The 24,691-nt window shown below is 73.5% G+C and carries 21 protein-coding genes and 3 tRNA genes; 13 read left to right on the top strand and 11 right to left on the bottom strand.

Annotation, left to right across the window (positions count from 1 at the left end):
- Nucleotides 1–233 precede the first annotated feature (233 nt).
- Nucleotides 234–872, bottom strand: coding sequence for an ATP-binding protein (locus Sco07f_RS05845; protein ID WP_042826522.1), 639 nt, complete (start codon nucleotides 870–872; stop codon nucleotides 234–236).
- Between the two features lie 267 nt (nucleotides 873–1,139).
- A complete protein-coding gene (locus Sco07f_RS05840; protein WP_087790303.1) occupies nucleotides 1,140–1,967 on the bottom strand; it encodes a glycerophosphodiester phosphodiesterase in 828 nt (275 codons plus the stop codon).
- Between the two features lie 262 nt (nucleotides 1,968–2,229).
- Here Sco07f_RS05840 and Sco07f_RS05835 point away from each other — a divergent pair, with 262 nt between their 5' ends.
- Nucleotides 2,230–3,786, top strand: a complete 1,557-nt coding sequence (locus Sco07f_RS05835) for a S1C family serine protease (protein ID WP_108987170.1) — start codon at nucleotides 2,230–2,232, stop codon at nucleotides 3,784–3,786.
- A gap of 105 nt (nucleotides 3,787–3,891) precedes the next feature.
- Here Sco07f_RS05835 and Sco07f_RS05830 read toward each other — a convergent pair whose 3' ends face one another.
- Nucleotides 3,892–4,785: an NADP-dependent oxidoreductase gene (locus Sco07f_RS05830; RefSeq protein ID WP_108987169.1), complete on the bottom strand. Its 894-nt coding sequence runs from the start codon at nucleotides 4,783–4,785 to the stop codon at nucleotides 3,892–3,894.
- 70 nt (nucleotides 4,786–4,855) lie between these two features.
- On the opposite strand from Sco07f_RS05830, the gene Sco07f_RS05825 reads away from it, so the two are divergent.
- The 3 genes from Sco07f_RS05825 (at nucleotide 4,856) to Sco07f_RS05815 (ending at nucleotide 6,847) form a co-directional block, all read left to right on the top strand.
- Nucleotides 4,856–5,446 (top strand): TetR/AcrR family transcriptional regulator, encoded by a 591-nt coding sequence (locus tag Sco07f_RS05825; protein WP_054102958.1) that lies wholly within the window; start codon nucleotides 4,856–4,858, stop codon nucleotides 5,444–5,446.
- A 63-nt stretch (nucleotides 5,447–5,509) separates the two neighbouring features.
- Nucleotides 5,510–5,594 (top strand) — tRNA-Ser (locus Sco07f_RS05820).
- A 509-nt stretch (nucleotides 5,595–6,103) separates the two neighbouring features.
- Nucleotides 6,104–6,847, top strand: coding sequence for a DUF4232 domain-containing protein (locus tag Sco07f_RS05815; RefSeq protein WP_369695754.1), 744 nt, complete (start codon nucleotides 6,104–6,106; stop codon nucleotides 6,845–6,847).
- Here Sco07f_RS05815 and Sco07f_RS05810 read toward each other — a convergent pair.
- On the bottom strand, nucleotides 6,814–7,293 hold the full coding sequence (locus tag Sco07f_RS05810) for a hypothetical protein (RefSeq protein ID WP_007387697.1): 480 nt from the start codon (nucleotides 7,291–7,293) through the stop codon (nucleotides 6,814–6,816). The two genes, Sco07f_RS05815 and Sco07f_RS05810, sit on opposite strands and share 34 nt — an antisense overlap.
- A gap of 115 nt (nucleotides 7,294–7,408) precedes the next feature.
- Complete coding sequence (locus Sco07f_RS05805) at nucleotides 7,409–8,287, bottom strand: bifunctional DNA primase/polymerase (RefSeq protein ID WP_108987168.1); 879 nt, start codon at nucleotides 8,285–8,287, stop codon at nucleotides 7,409–7,411.
- Between the two features lie 361 nt (nucleotides 8,288–8,648).
- Here Sco07f_RS05805 and Sco07f_RS05800 point away from each other — a divergent pair, with 361 nt between their 5' ends.
- The 3 genes from Sco07f_RS05800 (at nucleotide 8,649) to Sco07f_RS05785 (ending at nucleotide 11,682) form a co-directional block, all read left to right on the top strand.
- Nucleotides 8,649–8,975 (top strand): hypothetical protein, encoded by a 327-nt coding sequence (locus tag Sco07f_RS05800; protein WP_007451409.1) that lies wholly within the window; start codon nucleotides 8,649–8,651, stop codon nucleotides 8,973–8,975.
- Between the two features lie 284 nt (nucleotides 8,976–9,259).
- Nucleotides 9,260–9,880, top strand: coding sequence for a SigE family RNA polymerase sigma factor (locus tag Sco07f_RS05790; protein WP_007451408.1), 621 nt, complete (start codon nucleotides 9,260–9,262; stop codon nucleotides 9,878–9,880).
- A gap of 125 nt (nucleotides 9,881–10,005) precedes the next feature.
- Nucleotides 10,006–11,682: a long-chain fatty acid--CoA ligase gene (locus tag Sco07f_RS05785; protein ID WP_108987167.1), complete on the top strand. Its 1,677-nt coding sequence runs from the start codon at nucleotides 10,006–10,008 to the stop codon at nucleotides 11,680–11,682.
- A gap of 75 nt (nucleotides 11,683–11,757) precedes the next feature.
- On the opposite strand, the gene Sco07f_RS05780 is transcribed toward Sco07f_RS05785, so the two are convergent.
- Nucleotides 11,758–12,996 carry an MFS transporter gene (locus tag Sco07f_RS05780; RefSeq protein ID WP_108987166.1) on the bottom strand — a complete coding sequence of 413 codons (1,239 nt, stop codon included), beginning with the start codon at nucleotides 12,994–12,996 and terminating at the stop codon, nucleotides 11,758–11,760.
- A gap of 135 nt (nucleotides 12,997–13,131) precedes the next feature.
- Between Sco07f_RS05780 and Sco07f_RS05775 the strand changes: the two genes are divergently transcribed.
- On the top strand, nucleotides 13,132–13,710 hold the full coding sequence (locus Sco07f_RS05775; protein ID WP_087790324.1) for a TetR/AcrR family transcriptional regulator: 579 nt from the start codon (nucleotides 13,132–13,134) through the stop codon (nucleotides 13,708–13,710).
- A 16-nt stretch (nucleotides 13,711–13,726) separates the two neighbouring features.
- On the opposite strand, the gene Sco07f_RS05770 is transcribed toward Sco07f_RS05775, so the two are convergent.
- Entirely contained in the window at nucleotides 13,727–18,100 is a 4,374-nt protein-coding gene (locus tag Sco07f_RS05770) for a hybrid sensor histidine kinase/response regulator (RefSeq protein ID WP_108987165.1), read from the bottom strand.
- Between the two features lie 183 nt (nucleotides 18,101–18,283).
- Nucleotides 18,284–18,745, bottom strand: a complete 462-nt coding sequence (locus Sco07f_RS05765; protein ID WP_087790326.1) for an SSI family serine proteinase inhibitor — start codon at nucleotides 18,743–18,745, stop codon at nucleotides 18,284–18,286.
- 211 nt (nucleotides 18,746–18,956) lie between these two features.
- On the opposite strand from Sco07f_RS05765, the gene Sco07f_RS05760 reads away from it, so the two are divergent.
- Together Sco07f_RS05760 and Sco07f_RS05755 are read left to right on the top strand one after the other, a co-directional pair.
- Nucleotides 18,957–19,047: transfer RNA gene (locus Sco07f_RS05760), tRNA-Ser, on the top strand.
- Between the two features lie 191 nt (nucleotides 19,048–19,238).
- Nucleotides 19,239–19,311: transfer RNA gene (locus Sco07f_RS05755), tRNA-Arg, on the top strand.
- Between the two features lie 76 nt (nucleotides 19,312–19,387).
- On the opposite strand, the gene Sco07f_RS05750 is transcribed toward Sco07f_RS05755, so the two are convergent.
- On the bottom strand, nucleotides 19,388–19,810 hold the full coding sequence (locus Sco07f_RS05750; RefSeq protein WP_108987164.1) for a DUF6010 family protein: 423 nt from the start codon (nucleotides 19,808–19,810) through the stop codon (nucleotides 19,388–19,390).
- 226 nt (nucleotides 19,811–20,036) lie between these two features.
- On the opposite strand from Sco07f_RS05750, the gene Sco07f_RS05745 reads away from it, so the two are divergent.
- Nucleotides 20,037–21,524 carry a peptidoglycan D,D-transpeptidase FtsI family protein gene (locus Sco07f_RS05745; protein ID WP_108987163.1) on the top strand — a complete coding sequence of 496 codons (1,488 nt, stop codon included), beginning with the start codon at nucleotides 20,037–20,039 and terminating at the stop codon, nucleotides 21,522–21,524.
- Between the two features lie 52 nt (nucleotides 21,525–21,576).
- Here Sco07f_RS05745 and Sco07f_RS05740 read toward each other — a convergent pair whose 3' ends face one another.
- The gene (locus Sco07f_RS05740) at nucleotides 21,577–21,936 is read right to left on the bottom strand and encodes a winged helix-turn-helix transcriptional regulator (RefSeq protein WP_007451378.1); all 360 of its coding nucleotides are present in this window, start codon (nucleotides 21,934–21,936) and stop codon (nucleotides 21,577–21,579) included.
- A gap of 103 nt (nucleotides 21,937–22,039) precedes the next feature.
- Here Sco07f_RS05740 and Sco07f_RS05735 point away from each other — a divergent pair, with 103 nt between their 5' ends.
- Both Sco07f_RS05735 and Sco07f_RS05730 read left to right on the top strand, forming a co-directional pair.
- Complete coding sequence (locus Sco07f_RS05735) at nucleotides 22,040–22,939, top strand: DUF2797 domain-containing protein (RefSeq protein WP_108987162.1); 900 nt, start codon at nucleotides 22,040–22,042, stop codon at nucleotides 22,937–22,939.
- A gap of 82 nt (nucleotides 22,940–23,021) precedes the next feature.
- Nucleotides 23,022–23,921, top strand: a complete 900-nt coding sequence (locus Sco07f_RS05730; protein ID WP_108987161.1) for an amidohydrolase family protein — start codon at nucleotides 23,022–23,024, stop codon at nucleotides 23,919–23,921.
- Between the two features lie 67 nt (nucleotides 23,922–23,988).
- On the opposite strand, the gene Sco07f_RS05725 is transcribed toward Sco07f_RS05730, so the two are convergent.
- The gene (locus Sco07f_RS05725; RefSeq protein ID WP_108987160.1) at nucleotides 23,989–24,687 is read right to left on the bottom strand and encodes an iron-dependent transcriptional repressor DtxR; all 699 of its coding nucleotides are present in this window, start codon (nucleotides 24,685–24,687) and stop codon (nucleotides 23,989–23,991) included.
- Between the last annotated feature and the right edge of the window lie 4 nt (nucleotides 24,688–24,691).

The raw sequence follows: 24,691 nt of genomic DNA, 5'->3' as shown, positions 1-24,691 counted from the left end.
GCTGTCCGGACCCCGGCACGGGATTCGCCCCGGGCCCGGATTCGCCCCGGGCCCGGATTCGCCCCGGGCCAGGATTCGACCCGGGGTCAAGATTCGACCCGAGGTCAGGAAGCGCAGGCCGGCGTCTCCACTGCCGCGCCACGAGGTGCGGGTCAAGAGCCTCGCCGAACGCGAGGCACCCGCGCGTGCCGGGCAACGGCGTGCCGGGCAGCGGCGGGCCGGGCTGCGGCCGCTCAGCCCAGGTCGTCGAAGGCGTCCGCGAAGTCCAGACCGGGAATCTCCGAGACCGCCGGTGCCGAGATCCGGGCGGCGAAGTCGTCCCGTCGGTGCCCGGCGTCCGGGTCGTGCACGTCGGCGTGGACGACGACCCAGACCGTGACCTCTCCGCGGGCGTCGTCCCGTACGCCCCAGTCGTCGGCGAGCGCCGTGATGATGTTCAGCCCGCGGCCGCCGTGCGCGGTGACCGAGGGGGTCGCGGGAGCCGGGCGGGTCGGGCCGCCGCCGTCCGTGACCTCCACGAGCAGCCGGCCGCCCGCGTCCACCTGCCACGCGGCGCGGACGTCGCCGTCCCCGGCCAGGGCGTCGCCCAGCGGCCGCCCGTGCTTGCACGCATTGCTCAACAGTTCGGAAAGGACCAGTACAGCGTCGTCGATGACCGATTCCGCGACGCCGCCCCTGCGCAACTGATCACGCATGCGGTGTCTTGCTTCCCCCACGCCCGCAGGGCCATGGGGCACGGCCATGCTCGACGACGTGGGCACCTCCTGTGCCACCACCAACGCCACCCCCGAGACCTCCTTCGCCCCACGCCACGGTGTGGATGCCCCATCGCCCAGAGCCGGAAACCGGCCGAACCCCGCACGGTGACGCATTCGACACGGTCGAACACGCACCGAACGCGCCGGAGCACTCCCCGTAATCACATGGCTGGATTTGGTCGGTGTGGCCGAGACCGGAGAATGGAGCAGCCGGGCCGCCGGGTCAAGAGCCGCGGACGAATCAGCGGCAGTCGAGAGCCGCGGACGAATCAGCGGCAGTCGAGAGCCGCGGACGAATCAGCGGCAGCCATGAGCCGCGGACGAATCAGCGGCAGCCATGAGCCGCGGACGAATCAGCGGTAGCCAAGAGCCGCGGGCGAATCAGCGGCCCAGGTGGTCCAGGACCGCGCGTGGCCGGTTGGTGATGATGGCGTCGACGCCCAGGCCGGCGCAGAGATCCACGTCGGCGGTCTCGTTCACGGTCCACACGTGCACCTGATGACCGGTTCGCTTCAGGCGCTCGATGTACGCGGGGTGGTTGCGCACGATCCGGATCGAGGGGCCCGCGATCCGGACACCGGCGGGCAGTCGCCCGTCGCGCAGCCGGGGAGAGACGAACTGCATCAGGTAGACCGTCGGCAGCGTCGGCGACGCGGCCCGCACCCGGTGCAGCGACCGGGCCGAGAAGCTCATCACCCGGACCGGGGACTCCTCGGCCGAGGCCGGGGCGTCGAGTCCGAACCGCTTCAGGAGCAGCAGCAACCGCTCCTCCACCTGCCCCGCCCAGCGGGTGGGGTGCTTGGTCTCGATGGCCAGTTCCACGCGCCGTCCCGCGTCGGAGACCAGCTGGAGCAGCCGTTCCAGGGTGAGTACGGAGGTCTCCTCCCGGTCCTCGGGCCGGTGCTCCCAGTCGGGCTGTTCGTCGCGCGTGCGCCAGAACTCCCGGGTCCGGCGGGCACCGAAGTCCAGGGCGGCGAGGTCGGCGAGCTCCAGCGCGGACACCGCGCCGCGGCCGTTCGACGTACGGTTGACGCGCCAGTCGTGGACGCAGACGAGGTGGCCGTCGGCGGTCAGGCGGACATCGCACTCGAGGGCGTCCGCCCCGTCCTCGATCGCCTTCCGGTACGCGGCCAGGGTGTGTTCCGGGGCCTCCTCGGAGGCGCCGCGGTGGGCGACGACCTGAATCCGGTGCTGTCGTGCGTGGGTCACCGCGTCATGGTGCCATCGCGGGCGGGTAGACGTGCCATCGGTGGAATCGCCAAGGCGTCCGTTTAGTCTTGGATGACCGATGTAAAGGGCGGTCGGGGACCCACAGCAACCGTTTATGGTGCCCTGACGGCCCGTGGGAAAAGCTGATGGCATACAAAATCACCGGCCCGTCCGTGTCGCGCCGGACCGTGGAGCAGCGCGTGAGCGTGGCTGAGCGCGACCGGGATGGGCGACAACCAGCCGTGGAACGAGGAGAGAAGCTGTGAGCACCGAGAACGAGGGCACCGCGGTACCCCCGGCCCCGTCCGCACCTCCCGTGCCGGTGGATGCTCCCGCTGCCTCCGCCCAGCCTCCCGCGCCGCACGCCCCCGACCGGGCCCCCGCGTCCCCTCCCGAGGCCCCGGCGGCTCCCCCCGCCCCGGCCCCGGTGTCCCCGGACCGGCAGGCGCCCCAGGGACAGCCGGCTCCCCAGACGCACCCGGCCCTCCAGACGCACCCGGCTCCCCAGGGCGGTGAGGGGCCCCAGGGATCCACGGCTCCCGACGCCGCGTGGCCCCCGCCCCCGCCGCCGGGCACTCCGGCCCACACCCCGGCGTACGGCGCAGGCGGCGACAACGGCTACGGGGGCGGCTTCGACAACGGCTCCGGCGGTGGAGCGGGCGGCTGGGGAGCCTCGTACCAGCAGCCGGCCCCGAAGCCGGGCCGCGGACGGGGCGGTCTCGTCGCCGGCGCCCTGATCGCCGCGCTGGTCGCGGGCGGCCTGGGCGGCGGTCTCGGCTACACCCTGGCCAAGAACAACGACGGGAACGGCTCCACCACGGTCTCCGCCTCCGACACCGGCGGCTCCGTGAAGCGCGACGCGGGCACCGTGGCCGGGGTGGCCGCCAAGGCGCTGCCCAGCACGGTGACCATCCAGGCCGAGGGGAGCAACGGCGAGGGCGGCACCGGCACCGGGTTCGTCTTCGACAAGGAAGGCCACATCGTCACCAACAACCACGTGGTGGCGGAGGCGGTCGACGGCGGCAAGCTCAGCGCGACCTTCCCCAACGGCAAGAAGTACGAGGCCGAGGTGGTCGGCCACGCCCAGGGCTACGACGTCGCGGTCGTCAAACTCGAGAACGCCCCCTCGGACCTCAACCCGCTCCCCCTCGGCGACTCCGACAAGGTCGCGGTGGGCGACTCGACGATCGCCATCGGCGCCCCGTTCGGCCTGTCCAACACGGTGACCACCGGCATCATCAGCGCCAAGAACCGCCCCGTCGCCTCCAGCGACGGCAGCGCCGACAGCAAGGCGTCGTACATGAGCGCCCTGCAGACGGACGCGTCGATCAACCCCGGCAACTCGGGCGGCCCGCTGCTGGACGCGCAGGGCAACGTCATCGGGATCAACTCCGCGATCCAGTCGACCAGCAACGGCGGCTTCGGCACCGGCCAGGCCGGCTCCATCGGCCTGGGCTTCGCGATCCCCATCAACCAGGCCGAGTTCGTCGCCCAGCAGCTGATCAAGAACGGCAAGCCGGTGTACGCGAAGATCGGCGCCTCCGTCTCCCTGGAGGAGACGACGAACGGCGCCAAGCTCACCGAGCAGGGCGTGGGCGGCTCCGACCCGGTCGAGAAGGGCGGCCCCGCCGACGACGCGGGCCTCAAGCCCGGCGACGTCATCACCAAGCTCGACGACCGGGTGATCGACAGCGGTCCGACCCTGATCGGCGAGATCTGGACCCACAAGCCGGGCGACGAGGTCACGGTCACCTACGAGCGCGGCGGCAAGCAGCACACCACCGAGGTCACCCTGGGCTCGAAGATCGGCGACGACTGACCCCGCGTCCCGCCCCCGCACGACCCGCCCCCTTCGCCACCGGGACCGCCCCGGTGGCGAAGTGCGTCGTACCGGCAAGAGCCGTGGTGAGGCGACTCGACCGACTCAGACGACGAGGACCCGGCGTCCGCGCGTGTGACCGGCCTGGCTGTCGGCGTGCGCCGCCGCGGCATCGGCGAGTGAGTACGACTTCTCCACCGGGATGTGGAGCCTGCCCCTCGAGATCAGGTCGACCGCCGTGGCGAGCGCCGCCGGCACGCTTCCGGCCACGCCGGAGAACCGCACGCCGAACTCGGGCGCGCCGAGATCGGCGATGGTGACGACCTTCTCCGGGCTCCCGGTCAGCTCGACGAGCTCTTGGATCACGCCCGAGCCGGCCAGATCGAGGGCCGCGTCGACCCGGCCGAGCCCGCGCACCCGCTCGACCCAGCCCTCGCCGTACGTCGTGGCGAGGGCGCCAAGTCCGCGCAGGTACTCCTGGTTCGCGGCACCGGCCGTGCCGATCACGCCGATGCCACGGTCCCGGGCGATCTGGAGCACCGCCGACCCGACTCCCCCCGACGCCCCGCTGACCAGGAGCGTCTGCCCGGGCCGCACACCGACCTCGCGGATGACGCGCAGCGCGGTCTCCACCACGGAGGGGTACCCGGCCGCTTCTTCGAACGTCAGCCCCTCGGGCATCCGCGCCCAGGCCCCGAGCACGGCGAACTCGGCGTAGGTGCTGGAGCCCTCCCCGAACACCCGGTCGCCGACCTCGACCCCCGCTACACCCTCCCCGACCTCGTCCACGATCCCGGCGGCGTCCAGCCCGACCCCCGAGGGCAACTCGATCGGATGGGCACCCAGGACCTGCCCCTCCCTGACCCTCCAGTCGACGGGGTTCACACCTGCCGCCCGCACGGCGACGCGTATCTGGCCGGGACCCGCATGGGGCTCCTCGGCATCGATGAGTTGCAGAACCTCGGGACCGCCGAACTCGGCGAAGCTCACTTTCTTCATGCGGCCGACCGTAACACTAACGGATAGCTTTAAATAACGGTTATTGTTTCGTACCTGCTAGCCTGCGGGCATGAGCGTGCAGCAGTCGGGCCGTCGTGAGCGCAAGAAGGCCGCGACCCGCCAGAAGATCGCCGACACCGCGCTGCGGCTCTTCCTGGAGCGCGGATACGACGCGGTGGGAATCCGTGACGTGGCCGCCGAGGCCGACGTGGCCGTCACCACGCTCTTCTCCCACTTCGCCTCGAAAGAGGCCCTGGTGTTCGAGCAGGACGAGGACTTCGAGCGCCGCCTCACGCAGGCGGTCACCGACCGCGCGCCGCAGGAGCCGCTCGTCCCGGCGCTGCGCCGCGAGATCCTGGCCCTGGTGCGGCACTGCACCGCGGACAGCGCCGCCCCGATCTGGCACATGATCGACGCGTCGCCCGCCCTGCGGAAGTACGACGACTCGATCCGCCTGCGCCACGCGGACGCCCTGGCGCAGGCCATCGCCGCCGACCCCGCCCTCGGCCGCAGCGAGACCGCCGCCCGCACCATCGCCCGGTTCGTGATCGACGCGTACTCGCTGGCCCGCGAGGCACCCGATCCGGAGGCCGCCCTGGACGAGATCTTCCCGATGATCGACGCCGCCTGGGAGGCCGCCGGCGCCCCCCGCCACACGTGAGCCCCGCGCGACGAACGGTGCCGGTAGGCTGTACCCGCTCCGTCCCGGGCGGGACGGCGCACGGGTGGGTTGCCCGAGCGGCCTAAGGGAACGGTCTTGAAAACCGTCGTGGCGCAAGTCACCGTGGGTTCAAATCCCACACCCACCGCGGTATTTGACGGCCCCTGACCAGGCGTTACGGTCGGGGGCCGTCGCTGTGCCCGCTGCCCGCCGGACACCGGCGTTCGCCCCGTTGATCGGAGACCCTGGGACGGCCCGGGAGAGCGCCCGTGGCTGGGTGGGTTCGGCTGTGACAGGGCTGTGACCGGAGGTGTGGCTTCCGCCACGGTCGGGGTGGGGCGGGGCTGGTGGGGTGGGGCGATGCGAACCCCCCTTCTCCGCACGTCGTTTGCGGTTTCCGGTGCTCTTGCGGCCAGTCTCCTGCTGGGTGCCTGCGGTGCCCGGACCGCCGGCTCGGAAGCGGGAGGCGGCGGGGAGTCGAAGGGGCCGTGCGAGGGCGTTGCCGCTGTCGGAGGTGGTCCCGTCGCCGGAAGCAGTCCCACAGCCGGTGGCGAGCGGGACGGGGTTCGGATTGTCGGGATGGTGGAGAGGGGTACGGCGGAGGGTCTGCCGGGGGGCGGGGTGTCGGCCTCGGATCCGTGTGTCGTCGCGTACGAGGTGACCAATCAGGAGGCCGAGTCCCTCACGTACACCGTCAGGTTCGCCCTGCTGGACGACCGGGGCAGGGCGATGTCGGACATCGAGGAGACGGTGGTGTCCGTGGGGGCGGGGAAGACCGTGCGGCGGACGCTCGAACCCGGTGGGTACCCGGCCGACGGGATGCTCGACGCCGGGCGGGTGCGGATCCTCGGTGTCGATCGGGTGCCCTCCGACGAGGCGCCGGCGCCCGCGGGTTCCTGCCCGGCGTCCGGGCTGCGGCTGACCGCCGACCAGGGCGACGCGGCCATGGGGCTGCGGGTCGTGGGGCTCCACCTGGAGAACTGCGGGAGCCGGGCGTACGCACTGGAGGGGTATCCGGTGGTGCAGTTGCTCGATGCGGAGCACCAGCCGGTGGACGGGGTGGAGATCCTGCGCGGTACCGACGGCATCCCCATGGCGGGCGGGGACGGCGGGCCGCCGCGGCCGGTGACGCTGCGGCCCGGTGAGTCCGCCGTGTCGGGGCTGGCGTGGCGCAACACCACCGAGCTCGGGGAAGCGGTGAACGTGCCCTACGTCAGGGTCCGGGCCGAGGACGGGTCCGCCCCCGTGATGGTCGCCCCGCACCTCGACCTCGGCACCACCGGCGAGCTGGGGGTCCGGCCGTGGCAGAAGGACGAGACGGCGCCGGACGGGGGCACGGGGGAGAGCGGCAGCGGACGGCCGGGGGCTCAAGATCCGTACGGCAGGCCTTCCAGCTCGTAGTCCTGCGCCAGGGACGTCCAGTCGACCTCCCGCAGGGCGGGGTCAGTGTCGTACGGGTCAGGGATTCGGGTCGTCGGCTGGAACCAGATCACGGTCAGGCCGGAGCGGTGGGCGAGCGGGTCGCGGGCGGCGGTCAGGGGCGTGGAGGAGAAGCGGCCGACGCAGGCCACGCGTGGGAGTGTCTCGACGGGGCCTAGAGCGCCCGCGTACTGGTCCGGGTACTCGCGCGGCGGCGGGATCAGGTGCACCGGCACGGTGGGGGACAACCCGGCGGCGGTGCGCAGGAGTGCCCGGATGCACAGGTCGTTCACGGGGCGGCAGGGGTAGCCCGCCGGCATGTCGCCGTAGGTCGGGGTCAGGCGCAGTTCGGTCAGTTCGACGCTGCGGCCGCAGGACAGGACGATCCGGGTCAGCGACAGGTTCGGCACTCTGGGACGGTCGTGCATCGGGGTCTTTCGGTTGTGTGCCGGGCGGGACAGGTGCCCAGGGGGCGGGGGAGGGCGTGAGTGGTGGGGGTGGCTCAGCCGTCCCCGAGGGGCGGGCTGCGGGGTTCGGGTCCCGTCAGGGGTGGCGGCCCGTCATGCGGGCCGCCGACGCGATCGTCGCGCGGGCCTCGCGTTCGGTCAGACCGGTGGCCCGCGCGGCGTCCAGCAAGGGGGCGAGGAGGGCCGTGCCGACGCCGTTCTCGTAGGCGCGGCAGGCCGCCCAGAAGAGGCGGGTGTTGCGCTGGCCCTCGTGGGCGGCCAGGACGAACTGGACGAGGCCGCGCCCGTCGCCCGCCGATGCGCCGCCGGCCCGCCGCACGGGGGCCGGGAGCAGCAGCCGCAGCAGCGCCGGCGGGCAGGGGGCCGGGGGCAGGTGGGACGTGCCGGGGGCGACGGTGTAGGCGCCGTGGCGGGTGCGGGAGCCGGGGCCGACCAGATAGCCGCCGGCGCCCCGGACGTCGATGCCGGGGGCGAGGCGGCCGGCCGAGTTGGGGACGACGTGGTCGGGCGGGCCGGTGAGCCAGAGGTGACGGCCTCCGCCGGGGGTCAGGACGACGACCGTGGGCGGGATCGTGAACAGGTGGCGCAGGGCCAGTTCGCGCAGGGCGGCCGAGGAGTCCGGCTCCGCGTCGCCGGGCCTCGTGTCGAGGTCGATGCCGATCAGGTGGTGCGGGGGCAGGCCGCAGGCGATGCCGTAGCCCGTGGCCCAGGGGGCGGCGGCGAACAGGGCGCGGATGCGGGCCGGGTCGGTCGAGGCGTCGTGGACACCGTGGCCGAAGCGGCCGCACTCGCCGTGGCAGGCGGCGAAGGGCCCGGGGGCCGGGGCGTGGCGGTGCGGGGAGCGCAGCGCCGGGAGCTTCGTCCGGGCCAGCGGGATGACGGCCAGTCCGCGTTCCGCGGCTGACAGGGCGTGTGCGAGGGCCAGCGTCGTGGCCTGCCGGTCGGTGGTGGCCATGGGTCTATGTTCGTACGTACGTTCGAGAAAGGGAAGGGCGGGGTGCGACACGCCGGGGAGGGTGTGGCCGGGGAAGGGAAGTGGCGGAACGCTTCACCTCTTGTGGCGCTTGGCGTGGAGCTGTCCGTGCTGTCCCGTGGTGGTACGGAAGGGAAGCAAAGGGGTTTATCGACTTGTCCTCACGCTTGAGGGCGAATCAGTGCTTCCGGGGTGGTTCGCCGGGGATTCGGTGGGCAACTCTGATCACGCGACGTCGTGCACAGCGTCGAGGCGGTCGGCCAACTGCCTTGGCACAAGTCCTGGTTACGTACTTCTCGCGTTGTCGGCTGAAGCCGGTGCGCACTTGTTCTGGAGGAACAACATGGCAAGCATCCGTACCGCCCGTGTCGTAGCCGCCGTCGCCGCCCTCCCGCTCGCCGTCGCCCTCCTCGGCGGGGTGGCGACGGCGGACAACGGCGCCTTCGCGGACGACGGATCGAGCGCGACCGCCGCCAGTGCCAACGCCGGCATCCTCGGCAGCGGCGTCGGCGACGACAACAACGGCAACTCGTCCACCACGCAGCAGCAGGCGGTCGGCTCGGGGGCGTCGAACCAGAGCAACACCGCGCAGGTCGACGGCTCCGCGTTCACGGCGATCAATCAGGGCAACGAGAACGTGGCCGTCAGCTTCTCCCCGCTGTGGTGGTGAGCTGAGGGGCCGGCGCGGGTGCGCTGCCGCGCCGGCCCCTCGGTTCCTTGTGCGGGTGTGCTTCATGGGGTCGCAGTGCGTCCGGGCGACGGTACTCAGGTACCGTCGCCCGGACGTTTTCGTGTCCTGCGGCAAGGGCACCCAGGGGTGAACCCGCAGGGGCCCTCCTCCCCCACTCCACCTACAGGAGGTGGGGCCACCACCACCCCTACAACCTGAGGGGGACTCTGCTTCGGGACCTGCGGGCGATCCGCGGGGTGCCCCCTCGCTCATAGCGTTGAGCCATGACCGCACCTGTCTGCACCAGCGCTTCGAACGCCGCCACGGCGCCGGCCCCGGCGCGGGCCCCGGGCCCAGGCCCGTCCGCGGCCCTGGCCACGGCCACGGCACGGACGCAGACCTTCCCGTACCCGTCGTTCTCCTCGTACGTGAAGGCCCGCCAGCCGGTGCTGCTGCGTACCGCCCGGTCGCTCACCGCGAATCCGAGCGACGCGGAGGACCTGCTGCAGACCGCGCTCACCAAGACGTACGTGGCCTGGGAGCGCATCGAGGACCATCGCGCCCTGGACGGCTATGTGCGCCGGGCGCTGCTGAACACCCGGACCTCGCAGTGGCGCAAGCGCAAGGTCGACGAGTTCGCCTGCGACGAGCTGCCCGAGCCGGAGCCCGTGTCCGGCGGCGACGACCCGGCGGAGCGGCAGGCCCTGCACGACGCGATGTGGCGGGCGATCATGAAGCTGCCCGCGCGGCAGCGTGCGATGGTCGTCCTCAGGTACTACGAGGATCTCAGCGAGGCCCGGACGGCCGAAGTGCTGGGCGTCTCCGTGGGCACCGTGAAGTCGGCGGTCTCCCGTGCCCTCGGCAAGCTCCGCGAAGATCCTGAGCTGGGGTTTGTCCGGTCGTGAACCGGTATGTGAAGCCCCGGTGGGGTCACGTATTCGAACGCGCCCACTGATCGATCACCCGGGAGTAGTGACATACCGCGCGGTATGTGCGCAGAATCAGCGCAACCCTTACCGCCGCGTAGGCAATGTCGCCCCGGGAGGACACCGTGCTGAGCACGATGCAGGACGTACCGCTGCTGATTTCGAGGATCCTGGCCCACGGGTCGGCCATCCACGGCAGCTCGCAGGTGACCACCTGGACCGGTGAGGACGAGCCGCACCGCCGCTCCTTCGCCGAGGTCGGCGAACGCGCCGCCCAGCTGGCTCACGCGCTGCGCGAGGACCTCGCCGTCGACGGCGACGAACGCGTGGCGACCCTCATGTGGAACAACGCCGAGCACGTCGAGGCCTACTTCGCGATCCCCTCCATGGGCGCGGTCCTCCACACCCTCAATCTCCGCCTCCCGCCCGAGCAGCTGGCCTGGATCGTGAACCACGCCGCCGACCGGGTCGTCATCGCCAACGGTTCGCTGCTGCCGCTGCTCGCCCCGCTGCTGCCGCACCTGAAGACCGTCGAGCACGTCGTCGTCAGCGGGCCGGGCGACCGCTCCCTGCTGGACGGCGCCGCCGTCCGGGTGCACGAGTACGAGGACCTGATCGCCGGGAAGCCGACCGCCTACGCCTGGCCGGAGCTGGACGAGCGGGCCGCGGCCGCCATGTGCTACACCTCCGGCACCACCGGCGACCCGAAGGGCGTGGTCTACAGCCACCGCTCCATCTACCTGCACTCCATGCAGGTCAACATGGCCCAGTCGATGGGTCTGACCGACCAGGACACCTCGCTGGTCGTGGTCCCGCAGTTCCACGTCAACGCCTGGGGGCTGCCGCACGCCACCTTCATGACCGGCGTCAACATGCTGATGCCGGACCGCTTCCTGCAGCCTGCGCCCCTCGCCGCGATGATCGAGGGCGAGCGGCCCACGCACGCCGCCGCCGTCCCCACCATCTGGCAGGGCCTGCTCGCCGAGCTGACGGCCCGTCCCCGCGACGTCTCCTCCCTCACCCAGGTCACCATCGGCGGCTCGGCCTGTCCGCCCTCCCTGATGGAGGCGTTCGACGCGCTGGGCATGCGGGTCTGCCACGCCTGGGGCATGACGGAGACCTCGCCGCTCGGCACCATCGCCCGGCCGCCGGCCCACGTGGTCGGGACGCCGGAGGAGTTCGCCTACCGCCTCACCCAGGGCCGTTTCCCGGCCGGCGTCGAGGCCCGGCTCACCGGTCCCGGCGGCGAGCGTCTGCCCTGGGACGGCGAGTCCGCCGGTGAGCTGGAGGTGCGCGGCAACTGGATCGCGGGTGCCTACTACAACGGCCCCGGCGCAGAGCCGCTGCGTCCCGACGACAAGTTCAGCGAGGACGGCTGGCTGAAGACGGGCGACGTCGGCACCATCTCCCCGGACGGATTCCTCACGCTCACCGACCGGGCCAAGGACGTCATCAAGTCCGGCGGCGAGTGGATCTCCTCCGTCGAGCTGGAGAACGCGCTGATGGCCCACCCGGACGTCGCCGAGGCCGCCGTCGTCGCCGTACCGGACGACAAGTGGGGCGAGCGCCCCCTGGCCACCGTCGTCCTCCGGGAGGGCGCGAGCACCGACTTCGCCGCCCTGCGCACCTTCCTCGCCGAGGACGGCAAGATCGCCAAGTGGCAGCTGCCGGAACGCTGGACGGTCATCGAGACGGTGCCGAAGACGAGCGTCGGCAAGTTCGACAAGAAGGTGCTGCGCAGGCAGTACGCCGACGGCGGCCTGGACGTCACCCGGCTCTGACCGGCAGGCGCGCGACGGTGGCGACGGTGCCGGGCGGCCGACCTCACGGCCTTCCGCCCGGCATCCCTCCCGCCCTCACCGCCCCGGGCGTACGGCCGTGGCCGTCCACCCCAGCACCAGCCACGCCCCCGCCACCGCGCACACGCCGCCCCAGCCCCAGTGGCCGAACGCGGGCCCCGCGAGCGCCGAGGCCAGCGCGCCGCCCGCGAAGCCGGCGACGACGTAGGCCGTGTTGGCGGTGGCCGGGGCGGAGGTGGTGGTCAGGGCGAGGGTCTGGTTGGCGACGTGGGAGGCGACCAGGGCGGCGTGCACCAGCACGGCCGCCGCGCACAGCGCCGCCATCGCCTGACCGCCCAGCCAGAACAGCGGCACCGAGAGGGCGGCCAGTACGTACGCGGACCGGACGACCTTGGCGGCGCCGAACCGGTCGACCAGACCTCCGGCGAGCGGCGCGACGACACTCGCCGCCAGCCCGAAGAGCCCGAACAGCCCGGCCGCGGCGGTGGTCATGCCGTACCCCTCGTCCTCCGTGAGCAGCAGGGCGAGCGAGGTCCACAGGGCGCTCCAGGCGCCGTACATCCCCGCCTGCCGCACGCAGGCACGCCACAGGTCGGGCGAGCGGCGCACCACGCCCGGTATCGCGACGAGCCCCGCGAACAGCGGTCCGCGTCGCTGTCGCCGCTCCACGGGCAGGATGTACGCGGTCGCCAGCCCCAGTACGGCGGTCAGCACGGCGGCGCCCACGAACACCGCCCGCCAGCCGAAGGCCTGCCCGGCGAGGCCGCCGAGCACCCGGGCCGCGACGACGCCGGTGAACAGGCCCGCGATGACCGCCGCGACGTGCCGGGCCCGGCGGTCGGCCGGGGCCCGCTCGGCGACCAGCGGGACGAGCAGCTGCGGTACGACGGTCGCGGCCGAGGCGACCAGGACGGCGCCCGCGAGCGCGCCGGTCCCGGCCGACGCGGCGGCGGCGAGCAGGGCCGCCGCGGCGACCAGCGAGAGGACGGCGACCAGGCGGCGCCGGTTGACGCTGTCCCCGAGCGGGGCGAAGAAGAGCAGGCCGGCCGCGTAGCCCAGCTGCGCGACCGAGGCGAGCCAGGCGACCGCCGACGGGGTGGAACCCATGTCGTGGGCGATGAGGGGGAGCAGCGGCGCCGCGAGGTAGATGTTGGCGGCCGTCACGGCGGTGCACAGGGCGATCAGCGGGAGGAAGAGCCGGGCGGCGGTGCCGGACGGCCCCTTCCCGGAGGGCACCCTCCCAACGGCCGGTGTGGACGTGGGAGCGGGAGTGGTGGAGGACGGCGATGACGGCATGGGCGGGGCGACTCCTTCGAGCGCGCACTAACAACTAACTGGTTGGTTGGAATTAACCCGGGGAGTCTCGCCCGCATTCCCGAAGCGTGTCAACCAAATAGTTGGTTAGCTCGCCCGCCCGGCTACCCTGGCCCCATGGCAGCAAGGGACCCCGAGGCCACCAAGGCCCGGATCTTCGAGGCGGCGGTGGCGGAATTCGCCCGCCACGGCATCGCCGGCGCGCGCATCGACCGCATCGCGGCCGAGGCCAAGGCCAACAAGCAGCTGATCTACGCCTACTACGGCAACAAGGGCGAGCTGTTCGCGTCGGTCCTCGAGACGAAGATGCTCGACCTCGCGATCTCCGTCCCCGTCGACCCGGACGACGTCGAGGGCTGGATCGACCGTCTGCTGGACTACCACGCCGCCCACCCCGAACTGCTGCGCCTCCTCTTCTGGGAGGGCATGGAGTACGGCACCGCCGAGCTGCCCCACGAGGCCGAACGCCAGGCCCACTACGCCCGCAAGGTCGCCGCCGTGCGGGACGCCCAGGAGCGTGGCGTGGTCACCGCCGCCATTCCGGCGCCCGACCTCCTGTTCCTGCTGGTCGCGATGGCCAACTGGGCGGTCGTCGTGCCCCAGATGAAGCGCATCCTGGTCGGCGGCGGGGACGAGGACACCGACCGTCTGCGCGACTCGATCAAGAAGGCGGCCCGCCGCATCGTCGAGGGGTGACCCGGCGGGAAGGGCGTCAGTTGGTCCCGATCCGCGAGAGCAGCTCGACGATCCGGGCCTGCACCTCACCGCTGGTGGAACGCTCCGCCAGGAACAGCACCGTCTCGCCGGAGGCGAGGCGCGGCAGGTCGTCCTGGTCGACGGCGGCGGTGTAGACGACCAGCGGGGTCCGGTTGAGCTGCCCGTTGGCGCGCAGCCAGTCGACGATCCCGGCGGACCCCTCCTGACGCCGCTGCACCCGCATCAGGTCCATCACGACCAGGTTCGGCCGGAACTGCCCCGCCAGCGTCACCGCGTCGGCGTCGCTCGCCGCCCGCGCCACCTGCATGCCGCGCCGCTCCAGCGTCGCGGTCAGCGCCAGCGCGATCTCCGCGTGCTCCTCGATCAGCAGCACGCGCGGCGGGTGCTGCTCGCTGTCCCGCGGCGCGAGCGCCTTCAGCAGCACGGCCGGATCGGCACCGTAGGCCGCGTCCCGCGAGGCCTGTCCGAGCCCCGCCGTGACCAGCACCGGCACCTCGGCCGCCACCGCCGCCTGCCGCAGCGACTGGAGCGCCGTACGCGTGATCGGCCCGGTCAGCGGGTCCACGAACAGCGCGGCCGGGAACGCCGCGATCTGCGCGTCCACCTCCTCGCGCGAGTTCACGATCACCGGCCGGTAGCCGCGGTCACTGAGCGCCTGCTGCGTGGAGACGTCCGGCGCGGGCCACACCAGCAGCCGGCGCGGGTTGTCCAGCGGCTCCGGCGGCAGCTCGTCGTCCATCGGCTGCGGACGCGGCGGATCGGCCACCTCGACGGCCCCGCCGGGACCGTCCAGCGGCTCGGGCCCCTCGGCCGCGTCCCGGTCCGGCGCCCCTATGGCGTACGACCGTCCGGCGCCCTCGGTGACCGGCGCCGGCCGTCCCTGACCGCCGGCCAGGGACGGCTGCTCCTGGGGCTGCGGCTGGGACGGGGACTGCTTCTTCTGCTGCGCACCCGGCGGCTGCTCGGCGGACGGGTGCGGCCGGGCCGACTGCGCCGCCCCGGTGGCTGCCGGGTCGGGCGGCGTGCCCAGCTTGCGGCGCCGACCGCCACCGCCCGGCTGGTGCGGGGCGGGTGTGGCCGACGGCTGCTGCACCTGGAGCGCCTGCCGGTTGAACGGCACGCCCTGGCCCAGGGTGCGCACGCTGATCGCGCGTCCCTGCGTCGAGTCCGGGTCGACGGGCGCGGACGCCTCGGCGGGCAACGGCTGCGCCACGCGCGGGGCGGGCGGGGTCTCGGGCGGCAGCGGGGTGCCCCGGCTCGGCGTGGTGGCGGGGACGCCCTGAGGGGCCGCGGGGGCGGTGGGCGCGGCGGGGGGTGCCGGGCTCGCGGGTCCGGCGGCCGCGCCGGGCGGTACGGGGAGGCCGGCGCCCTGGGTGTCCCCGGCCGCGGGCCACGGCTGCGGCGCGGGGGCCGGCCGGGCCGGGGCAGCGGGCGGCACGGTGCCGGCGCCGGTCTCGGCCGGCTGGGGCACCTGTCCCTCGGCGGGGGCGGGCAGGGGGGCTCCGTGCACCGGCGTCGACGCCCCTTGCACCGGCACGCCTCGCGCGGGGGAGTTCTGCGCCGGGACCGGCGCCGGTTCTTCGGCCGGCCGTGCGGCCCCGGCCCGGCGGCGGCGTCCCGTGGGCGCCTCGGCGGGGTGCGGCTGCGGCGGCGTGTGGTCGTCGTCCTGGCCGTGCGGTACGGCGTCGTGACGGCCGTCGTCGGGCAGGGCGTCACCCGGAACGGCGGGCCCGGGCACCGGAACCCGGCCGGCCTGCCCCTGTCCCGGTACCTGCGCCTGTCCGGGTGCGTGTGCCTGTCCCGGTACCTGCGCCTGTCCCGGTACGTGCGCCTGCGTCTGAGTCCGGGACCGGGCCTCCGCCTCCGCCGTCCCGTCGGACGGACGGTCCGCGTCGGCGGGCGGCAGGGCGAACACCTGGCGCGGGGCGGCCTCCTGCGCCGCGGCGCGCTCGTTCGCGGAGGCGAGGGCACGCCGTCGGCGCCCCGTCGGCCGGTCCGCGTCCGCTGTGTGTGCTGTGTTCGCCGGGTCCGACTCACCGGCCTGCGCGGGCAGGGCCGGGGGCAGCGCGTGCTGCTCACCGCCGTCCTGCCCGCCCCGTCGCCCGGTGGGCGCGGGCACGCCCTGCGGCGGTACGGTCCCGCCGAGCCCGGTGTTGGACGCCGCGGACCCGCCGCCGTGCTCGCCGGCCATGACGACGGCGCCCTCGGACACCCCGGCCGGTGCTCCCTGCGGCACTCCGGCGGCCTCGGTACCCGGGGCCTCCGCGGGCCGCCCGCGCCGGCGCCCGGTACCACCGGTTCCGGCTCCCTCACCGGGCACCGCCTGCGCGGGCACGGGAAGCGGAGCCGATGCGCCGGCCGCCTGTCCCTGCGTCTGTCCCTGAGCCTGGACCTGACCCTGACCCTGGCCCGGCCCCTGAGCCGGGGCGGCCTGGGGTTCGGCCTCCGCCTGGGCCGCGCGCCGCCTGCGCCGTCCGGTCGGTGCGGCGTTCTCCGCCCCGGGCCCCGCCTCGCCCGGCGCCCCCGCGACCTCGCTCTCCAGGAACGCGTCGACGGAGGCCCGGCGCGCCCGACGCCGCCCGCCTCCGGGAGCCGGCTCCCGGACGGCCACGGCGTTCCCGGCGCCCGCGGCACCGGCCGCGTCGGCCCGGGCGTCGGGCACGACAGGAGCCACCTCGGCGGCCTCGGTGCCCGCGACGGCACCGGCCCCGCCCCCGATCGGCACCTCCAGCACGTACGCGCTGCCGCTCATGCCCGGCACCTCGTGGGTCTGGAGCACGCCGCCGTGCGCCCGCACGATCCCGCGGACGATCGGCTCGTGCACCGGGTCTCCCCCGGCGTACGGCCCGCGCACCTCGATGCGCACGACCTCACCGCGCTGCGCCGCCGCGACCACGACGGTGTTGTCCAGGTACCCGCCCGTCGCCGACACGGGCGAGTTGCCGGTCGCGTCGACGCCCGCGACGTCCGCGACGAGATGGGCGAGCGCGGTGGCCAGCAGCCGGGCGTCGACCTCCGCCTCGATGGGCGGCGCGTGCACGGCGAACTGGACCCGCCCCGGCCCGATCAGCTCCACGGCCCCGTCGACACCCGCGGCGACGACGGCGTCGAGCATCACCTTCGTACGGGCGACCTGTTCGTTGCCGATGTCGAGGCGCTGGTAGCCGAGGACGTTGTCGATGAGGGTGGTGATGCGGGAGTAGCCCGCCGACAGGTGGTGCAGCACCTGGTTGGCCTCGGGCCACAACTGCCCGGCGTCGTCCGACGCCAGCGCGGCCAGCTCCCGGCGCAGTTCGTCCAGCGGCCCGCGCAGCGAGTCGCCGAGGAGGGTGAGCAGCTGCTCGTGCCGGCCGGCGATCGCCTCGTACCGGTCCTTCTCCCGCTCGCCGAGGGCGGCGTAGCGGTCGGCGTCCGCGGCGATCTCCTCCGCGTGCTGCTCCCTGAGCTCCTCCAGCTCGGCCTCGTGCCGCTGCCGCAGCTCGGTCAGCTCGGCGGCGTGCTCCTCGGCGAGCCGCTCCAGTTCCTCGGCGTGCCGCTGCTCCGCCTCCTCGTGCTCCTTGACGAGGGCGTCGTAGGGGCGCCGGTCGGTGAAGGTCATCACGGCGCCGACGAGCTGGTCGCCGTCGCGCACGGGCGCGGTCGTCAGGTCGACCGGCAGCTGGTCGCCGCTCTTGGCGAACACCACCTGCCCGCGCACCCGGTGCTTGCGCCCTGAGCGCAGGGTGTCGGCGAGCGGCGACTCGTCGTACGGGAAGGGCGAGCCGTCGGCGCGCGAGTGCAGGACGAGGGTGTGCAGCTCGCGGCCGCCGAGTTCACCGGCGCGGTAGCCCAGGATCTGGGCGGCGGCCGGGTTGACGAGGACGATCCGCCCGTCGGTGTCGGTGCCCACGACGCCCTCGGAGGCGGCCCGCAGGATCATCTCGGTCTGCCGCTGCGAACGGGCCAGCTCGGCCTCGGTGTCGACGGTGCCCGAGAGGTCGCGGACGACGAGCATCAGCAGCTCGTCGCCGGTGTAGCCGTAGGTGTCGTAGGCCTGCTGGCCGGTCTCCAGGTTGGCGCTGGTGACCTCGACCGGGAACTCGGAGCCGTCGGTGCGCCGCGCGACCATCCGGGTCGGCTTGGTGCGTGCCCTGGGGTCGATGTGGTCCGGCCGCCGCATGGAACCGGGGATGAGCCGGGAGTCGAACTGCGGCAGCAGATCCAGCAGCCCCCGCCCGACCAGCGCGGTGCCCGGCGTCTCGAACGCCTCCAGCGCGATGGTGTTCGCGTTGACCACGGTGCCGTTCGCGTTGACCAGGACCAACGCGTCAGGCAGCGCGTCCAGTATGGCTGCGAGGCGAGCAGCGCCTCGGGATGGCCTGCTGCTCACGAGACGCTTCCCTCCTGTTACCGCACTTGCCGACCGCCCGGTCCATCTTGCCAATCGGCCCGCAGCGTGTCACGCGAGGGAGTCTAAGGGTTGGGGCCCGGCGGGCGGCGTGGGACGGGACGTAGGTCGCACGAGGAAGTGACGCAGAACGTGTGACCGATGCCCGTCGGCCGCCCTCCGTCCCTAGGACCGGGCCGCGCCCCCGAGGTCGGGCAGCAGCGGCACCATGCGGTCCCAGCGGGAGATCTCGCAGCCGTCGCGGCGGTCGTACGTCGCGTCGACGGGGCGGCCGGCCCAGACGCCGGTGACGTGCGCTGTGGCCGGGCCGCCGTACTGCATGGTGCAGACGCTGCCCTCGGGCACCGGCGCGAAGGTGTCCCGGCCCCACCGGGTGTCGCCCTCGACGACGGCGCAGGCGCCCTCGGGGTCGGGGTGGTCGCCGGCGGCGGGGTGGCAGGACAGCTCGTACGTGCCGTCCATGCCGGGGCCGGCGTCGCGGACGGTGACCGTCAGGTGGTCGCCGTCCGGAGTGCCGGGGCCGGCGGCCGCGGCCGGGTGCGCGGCGCAGACGGAGGCGAGGGCGGCGGCGGACAGGGCGGCGGCGCCGAGGAGGCGGGCGGCGGGGGTGCGGGAGACCTGGAACATGACCTGACCAACGCGCCGGAGGCCGGGACGTTGCGCGTCCGGACGTGGGGTGGGCCGGGCGGAGGCACGCCGTGCGGGCGGCCGGGCCGTAAGGCTTTGCCCTGTGGCCTGCCCGCCTAGTACCGTGGGGGCCGATTGGTGACAGCGCGCTCAACTGTGTCATCATCGGCACGCGCCACTCGCGCTCGCACGCGAAGTGGTGATGTTGTCTGGAGGCGTCGCCTAGTCCGGTCTATGGCGCCGCACTGCTAATGCGGTTTGGGGCTTACACCCCATCGAGGGTTCAAATCCCTCCGCCTCCGCACGATCACCGAAGCCCCGGCCCGACGGCCGGGGCTTCTGTGTTGCCGGTCGGCCTCGAATGGGCGTTTGCGCAGGTCGCAAGGGGTGTGGCCAATGGATTTCACATGGCGGCGGCAGTCATGTAATGTTCTTCCTGTCGCCGCGAGCGGGCCGGAAGGGCCGGGAGCGGCGGTAAAACTGAAAAACACAAGCACTCGTAGCTTAACGGATAGAGCATCTGACTACGGATCAGAAGGTTGCAGGTTCGAATCCTGCCGAGTGCACAGTGAGGCGAAAGCCCCGTGGATCTCTCCACGGGGCTTTCGCCGTACCTGGGCCTGTTGTGCCGTGCCTATGCCTCTATGCCTTCGCCCTGGGCGCGAGGGCCGGGACGAGTTCCCGCAGGGGCCGGCCGCCGCTCAGGCACCACAGGGCGATGACCGGGTCGCAGATCGCGCAGCCCAGGGACGAGTCGTGGGCGAAGGGGAGGATCGGGTTGCCCTTCAAGTGGTGCGCGATGTCCCAGGCGGTGTGCAGCAGCCAGCCGATGCCGATGTACGTCCAGGACGTGAGGCCCCGGTAGGCGACGTACAGCATGAGCGCGCCGAACGGGAGCTCCCAGACGCCGAAACCGCCGCCCGAGAAGTAGACGCCCCCGGCGCCGGCGATCCCGAGGGCGTTCAGGGGGCGGCGGTGCCGTGCGGGAACGAGGGACAGCAGCAGGACGACGAGGAGGCCGATGGCGATCGGCATGACGTAGGGGAGGAGACCGGCGGGGTTCATGCGGGCACGCTATGCAGGGCCCGGGGCGTGCCCCAGTGGCGTGAGTGACAGGTTCCGACGGATTGTCGCCGACGGGCGTTCCGGTGCCGCCGGTCCGGGGCCGGACGGCACGGCGACGACGGCGGACCGGCGTGAGTACCGCACTCAACTGTGTCTAGGGTGTGCCCATGTTGAGAGGACCCGTCTTCATATCCGCCGACCGGCCGAGCCCCGACGGAGGCCGACGGTGAACAAGCCGCTGAGGGCCGTGGCGATCTTCTGCGGGCTGCTGGTGCTCGGCCTGCTGATCCGCGCGAACTGGCTTCAGTACGTCCGGGCCCCCGAGCTGGCCTCCGACACCAAGAACCGGCGGGTGCAGATCGAGCAGTTCGCCACCCCGCGCGGCGACATCGTCGTCGGGGGCCGGGCGATCACCGGCTCCAAGGAGACCGAGAGCACCGACCTCAAGTACAAGCGCACCTACGTCGACGGGCCGATGTACGCGCCGGTGACCGGCTACGCGTCGCAGGCCCAGGGCATGACGCTGCTGGAGAAGACCTACGACTCCATCCTCACCGGGAAGGACGACCGGCTGGCCTTCCAGCGGTTCGCCGACGTGGTCAGCGGTGAGGGCCGGCGGCCCGGTTCGGTGGTCACCACCATCGACCCGAAGGCGCAGAAGGCCGCCTGGGACGGGCTGACCGACCTCAAGGGCGCACGGGGCGCCGTGGTCGCCCTCGACCCGCAGACGGGGAAGGTGCTGGCGATGGTCTCGGCGCCCTCCTACGACCCGTCAGTGTTCGCGGGCAACACCTTCAAGGAGTCGGACCGCTTCGTCGCGCTGGACAAGAAGAAGAACAAGCCGCTGGCCAACCGCGCGCTGCGGGAGACCTACCCGCCGGGCTCCACCTTCAAGATCCTCACCGCGGCCGCCGCGCTGGAGCACGGCATCGTCACCGATGTCGACGCCCGCACGGACGCCGTCTCCCCGTACCCGCTGCCGCAGTCCACCAACAAAATCGGCAGCGAGGCCGGTGACGCGGTCTGCAACAAGGCCTCGATGAAGACCGCCATGCAGTACTCCTGCAACAACGTCTTCCTCGACGCCGCCTCCAAGCTGGGGCAGGACCAGATGCGCGAGACGGCCGAGAAGTTCGGCTTCAACGAGGACGTGTACTCCGACGAGTTCGGCGACCTGCTCGCCACCAAGAGCCTCTACCCCGAGAACCTCGACAAGCCCGGCACCGCCCTCACCGGCATGGGCCAGGGCAGCCTCACCAGTACGCCGATGCAGATGGCCATGGTCACCGCCGGCATCGCCAACGACGGCAAGGTGATGCAGCCCTACGTCGTCGACGAGGTCAAGGGACCGGACCTGGACACCCTGGAGAAGACCGAGCCCGCGGTGATGAGCGAGGCGGTCTCCGCCGAGACCGCGCAGAAGGTCCAGGAGATGATGGAGTTCACCGCCAAGGAGGGCAGCGCCCGGCGCGCCCAGATCGACGGCATCACGGTCGGCGGCAAGACCGGTACCGCGCAGCGCGGTGTCGACGTCAACGAGAAGGTGCCGTACGGCTGGTTCGTGTCCTACGGCAAGAAGGACGACGGGTCCTCCGTCGCGGTGGCCGTGTTCATCGACCCGACCGACATGGACATCTCCCGCCAGGACATCTCCGGTGGCGGGCTCGGCGCGCCCATCGCCAAGCGCGTCATGGAGGCCGTGCTGAAGCGCTGACGCCGGTGCGGGTGGCGCGGGCGGTGCGGGTGGCGTGGCGGGTGGCGGCGGGTCAGGGCCTCGTCGCGTCGTAGGCCTCGCGGGCCCGCTCGACCGCCGCCAGCCGCCGCTCCGTCCAGCGCGCGAGGTCCCGGACCTGCTCGGCGGCCTCGCGGCCGAGGTCGGTGAGGGAGTAGTCCACGCGGGGCGGGATCACGGGCCGGGCGTCCCGGTGCACCAGGCCGTCGCGCTCCAGGGTCCGCAGGGTCTGGGCCAGCATCTTCTCGCTGACCCGGCCGATCTCCCGGCGCAGTTCGCTGAAGCGGTGGGGGCGGTCCAGCAGGGCGATCAGGGCCAGGGTGCCCCAGCGGCTGGTGACGTGCTCCATGACCAGGCGCTCGGGGCACATCGCTTCACTTTCTGCCATGGCCATACGGTACGACCGGGCGGGCGCTCACCATGGGTGAGTGCCCGCCCGGTCGTCGTCGGTCCGGGGCACCGGCCGTTGTCAGTGGTGCCCTCTACTGTCGGTGGGGATGGCACAGGCGTGGAAGTGCGCGGGGCTGCGGTGGGCGGCGGACGGTCCCGTGCTGTCGTGGGTCGGGGGCCGGCGCAGTGCGCTGGTCCGGGGGAAGCGGGTGGCCTTCGGGGTCGCCGAGGGGGCCGAGGGGCCCGAGGGGGGTGTGCGGATCTGTGTGGGAGCACGGGGCCACGCGTGTCCCGTGCGGGCCGGTGTGCCGGGGCGGAGCACGGGGGCGCGGTGCGAGGAGTGCGCGCGCCTCGACCGGGCGCACTCCGTGGCCGCCGACACCATGGCGGACGACCCGCGGCCGTACCGCGTCTATCTGGCGTGGTTCGGGCCGGGCCTGGTCAAGGTGGGGATCACCGCGTACGAGCGGGGGGCCGCCCGGCTCCTCGAGCAGGGGGCGGTGTGCTTCAGCTGGCTGGGCTGCGGGCCGCTGATGGCCGCGCGCCGGACCGAGGAGCTGCTGCGGGCCGCGCTGGGCGTGCCCGACCGCGTCCCGTACGCCCACAAGCGCGCGGTGCGGGACGCGTTGCCCGGGTCGGCGGCGGAGCGGGCGGCCGAGATCGCCGGTCTGCACGCGCGGGCGGTTGCGCTCGGCGGCTGGCCGCAGTCGCTGACGCCGGCGCCGTTCGACGCGGTCGACCACGCGGGTGTCTTCGGGCTCGAGGGGGCGGAGCGCGGGCCGGCCGCCGTGGCGGAGGTGGCCGAGCTGGTGGCGGGCGGCGCGATCGGGGGCGAGCTGGTGGCGGCCGCCGGGCCGGATCTGCATCTGGCGACGGAGCGCGGGGTCGTAGTGCTGGACACCCGGCTGATGCCGGGGTGGGAGCTGGTGGCCGCCGAGGGTGCGCCGTGCACCGTGCCCCTGCGGGAGCTCAAACGGGCGGCCGGAGTGCAGGACGGGCTGTTCTGACCTCCCTCTCCGTCCCCTTCCACTCCGTCCTCCTCTCCCGCCGCCCCTTGTCCGGGGGAGCGCGGAGGGCGATCGTGGCCGCATGAATGATCACGAGGCCGGGCAGGTCCGCCGGTTCTGGGAGGGGCTCGGACTGCCCGGGCTGGTCGACGTGCACACGCACTTCATGCCCGAGCGGGTGCTGCGCAAGGTCTGGACCTACTTCGACGCGCTCGGACCGCTGACCGGCGGCGTCGAGTGGCCGATCACCTACCGGCACGAGGAGGACGAACGCGCGGACCTGCTGCGCGCGTTCGGGGTGCGGGCCTTCACCGCCATGCTCTACCCGCACAAGGCGGGCATGGCCCGGTGGCTGAACGACTGGGCGGTGGACTTCGCCCGCCGCACCCCCGACTGCCTGCACACCTCCACCCTCTTCCCCGAGCCGGGCGTCGAGACGTACGTCCGCCGGGCCGTCGAGGAGGGGGCGCGGGTCTTCAAGGCGCACGTGCAGGTGGGCGCGTACGACCCGGCCGACGAGCTGCTCGACCCGGCGTGGGGCGTGTTCGCCGAGGCGGGGGTTCCGGTCGTCGTGCACTGCGGTTCGGGACCGGCGCCCGGCAAGCACACCGGGCCCGAGCCGATCGCCCGCGTCCTGGCCCGCCACCCCCGGCTGCGGCTGGTCGTCGCGCACATGGGCATGCCCGAGTACGAGGACTTCCTGGACCTCGCCGAGCGGTACGGGGAGGTGCGGCTGGACACGACCATGGCGTTCACCGACTTCAGTGAGCGGCTCGCGCCCTTCCCGCGCCGGGCGCTGCCCCGGCTGGCGGACCTCGGCGACCGCGTCCTGCTCGGCACCGACTTCCCCAACATCCCGTATCCCTATCTGCACCAACTGCAGGCCCTGGAGCGCCTGGAGCTGGGGGACGCGTGGCTGCGCGGGGTGTGCCACGACAACGCCGTCCGGCTGTTCGGGCTGCCGGGAGGTGCCGGGAGCTGAGGTGCGGGACCGGCGGGCACCGGCAGGGGGGGAGGGGCCGGCGCCCACCGGTGTCCGGCCGCCGGGTTCAGCGCGGGGCGACGAAGACGTGCGCGGCGGTCCGGGCGGGGAGCCGGACGGTCCGCCCGTCGCTGCCGACCGTCACGCCGCCCGGCCACGGTGTGACGCTCACGACGGCGCCGGGCCGCACCCCGGCCCGCCGCAGGCCGGACAGCAGTGCCCGGTCGGCCTGGACCGGCTCCCCGATGCGCCGCACGACCGCGCTCGCGCCGTCCGGCCCGGGGGCCAGGTCCAGGAGGCGGACCGTGCTCCCGGCGGGGGCCGGGCCGGGGACCGCGGCGCGCCTTTCGTCCAGCTCCTCCAGGCCCGGGATCGGGTTGCCGTAGGGGGACTCGGTCGGGTGCCGCAGCAGGCGCAGCAGGCGGCGTTCGACGGCCTCGCTCATCACGTGCTCCCAGCGGCACGCCTCCGCGTGGACCTGCTCCCACTCCAGGCCGATCACGTCGACGAGCAGGCACTCCGCGAGCCGGTGCTTGCGCATCACGCGTGTCGCGAGCCGCCTGCCCGCGTCGGTCAGTTCCAGGTGCCGGTCGGCGGCGAGGCGCAGCAGTCCGTCGCGTTCCATGCGGGCGACGGTCTGGCTCACGGTGGGGCCGCTCTGGTCCAGGTGCTCGGCGAGGCGGGCGCGCAGCGGGACCACGCCCGCCTCCTCGAGCTCCAGGACGGTGCGGAGGTACATCTCCGTGGTGTCGATGAGTCTGGACACGCGG

This window comes from Streptomyces coelicoflavus, from assembly GCF_003112555.1.
Classification (GTDB): Bacteria; Actinomycetota; Actinomycetes; order Streptomycetales; family Streptomycetaceae; genus Streptomyces; species Streptomyces coelicoflavus.
Note: the sequence above shows the minus strand (reverse complement) of the source record. Positions and strands in the feature narration are given on the sequence as shown.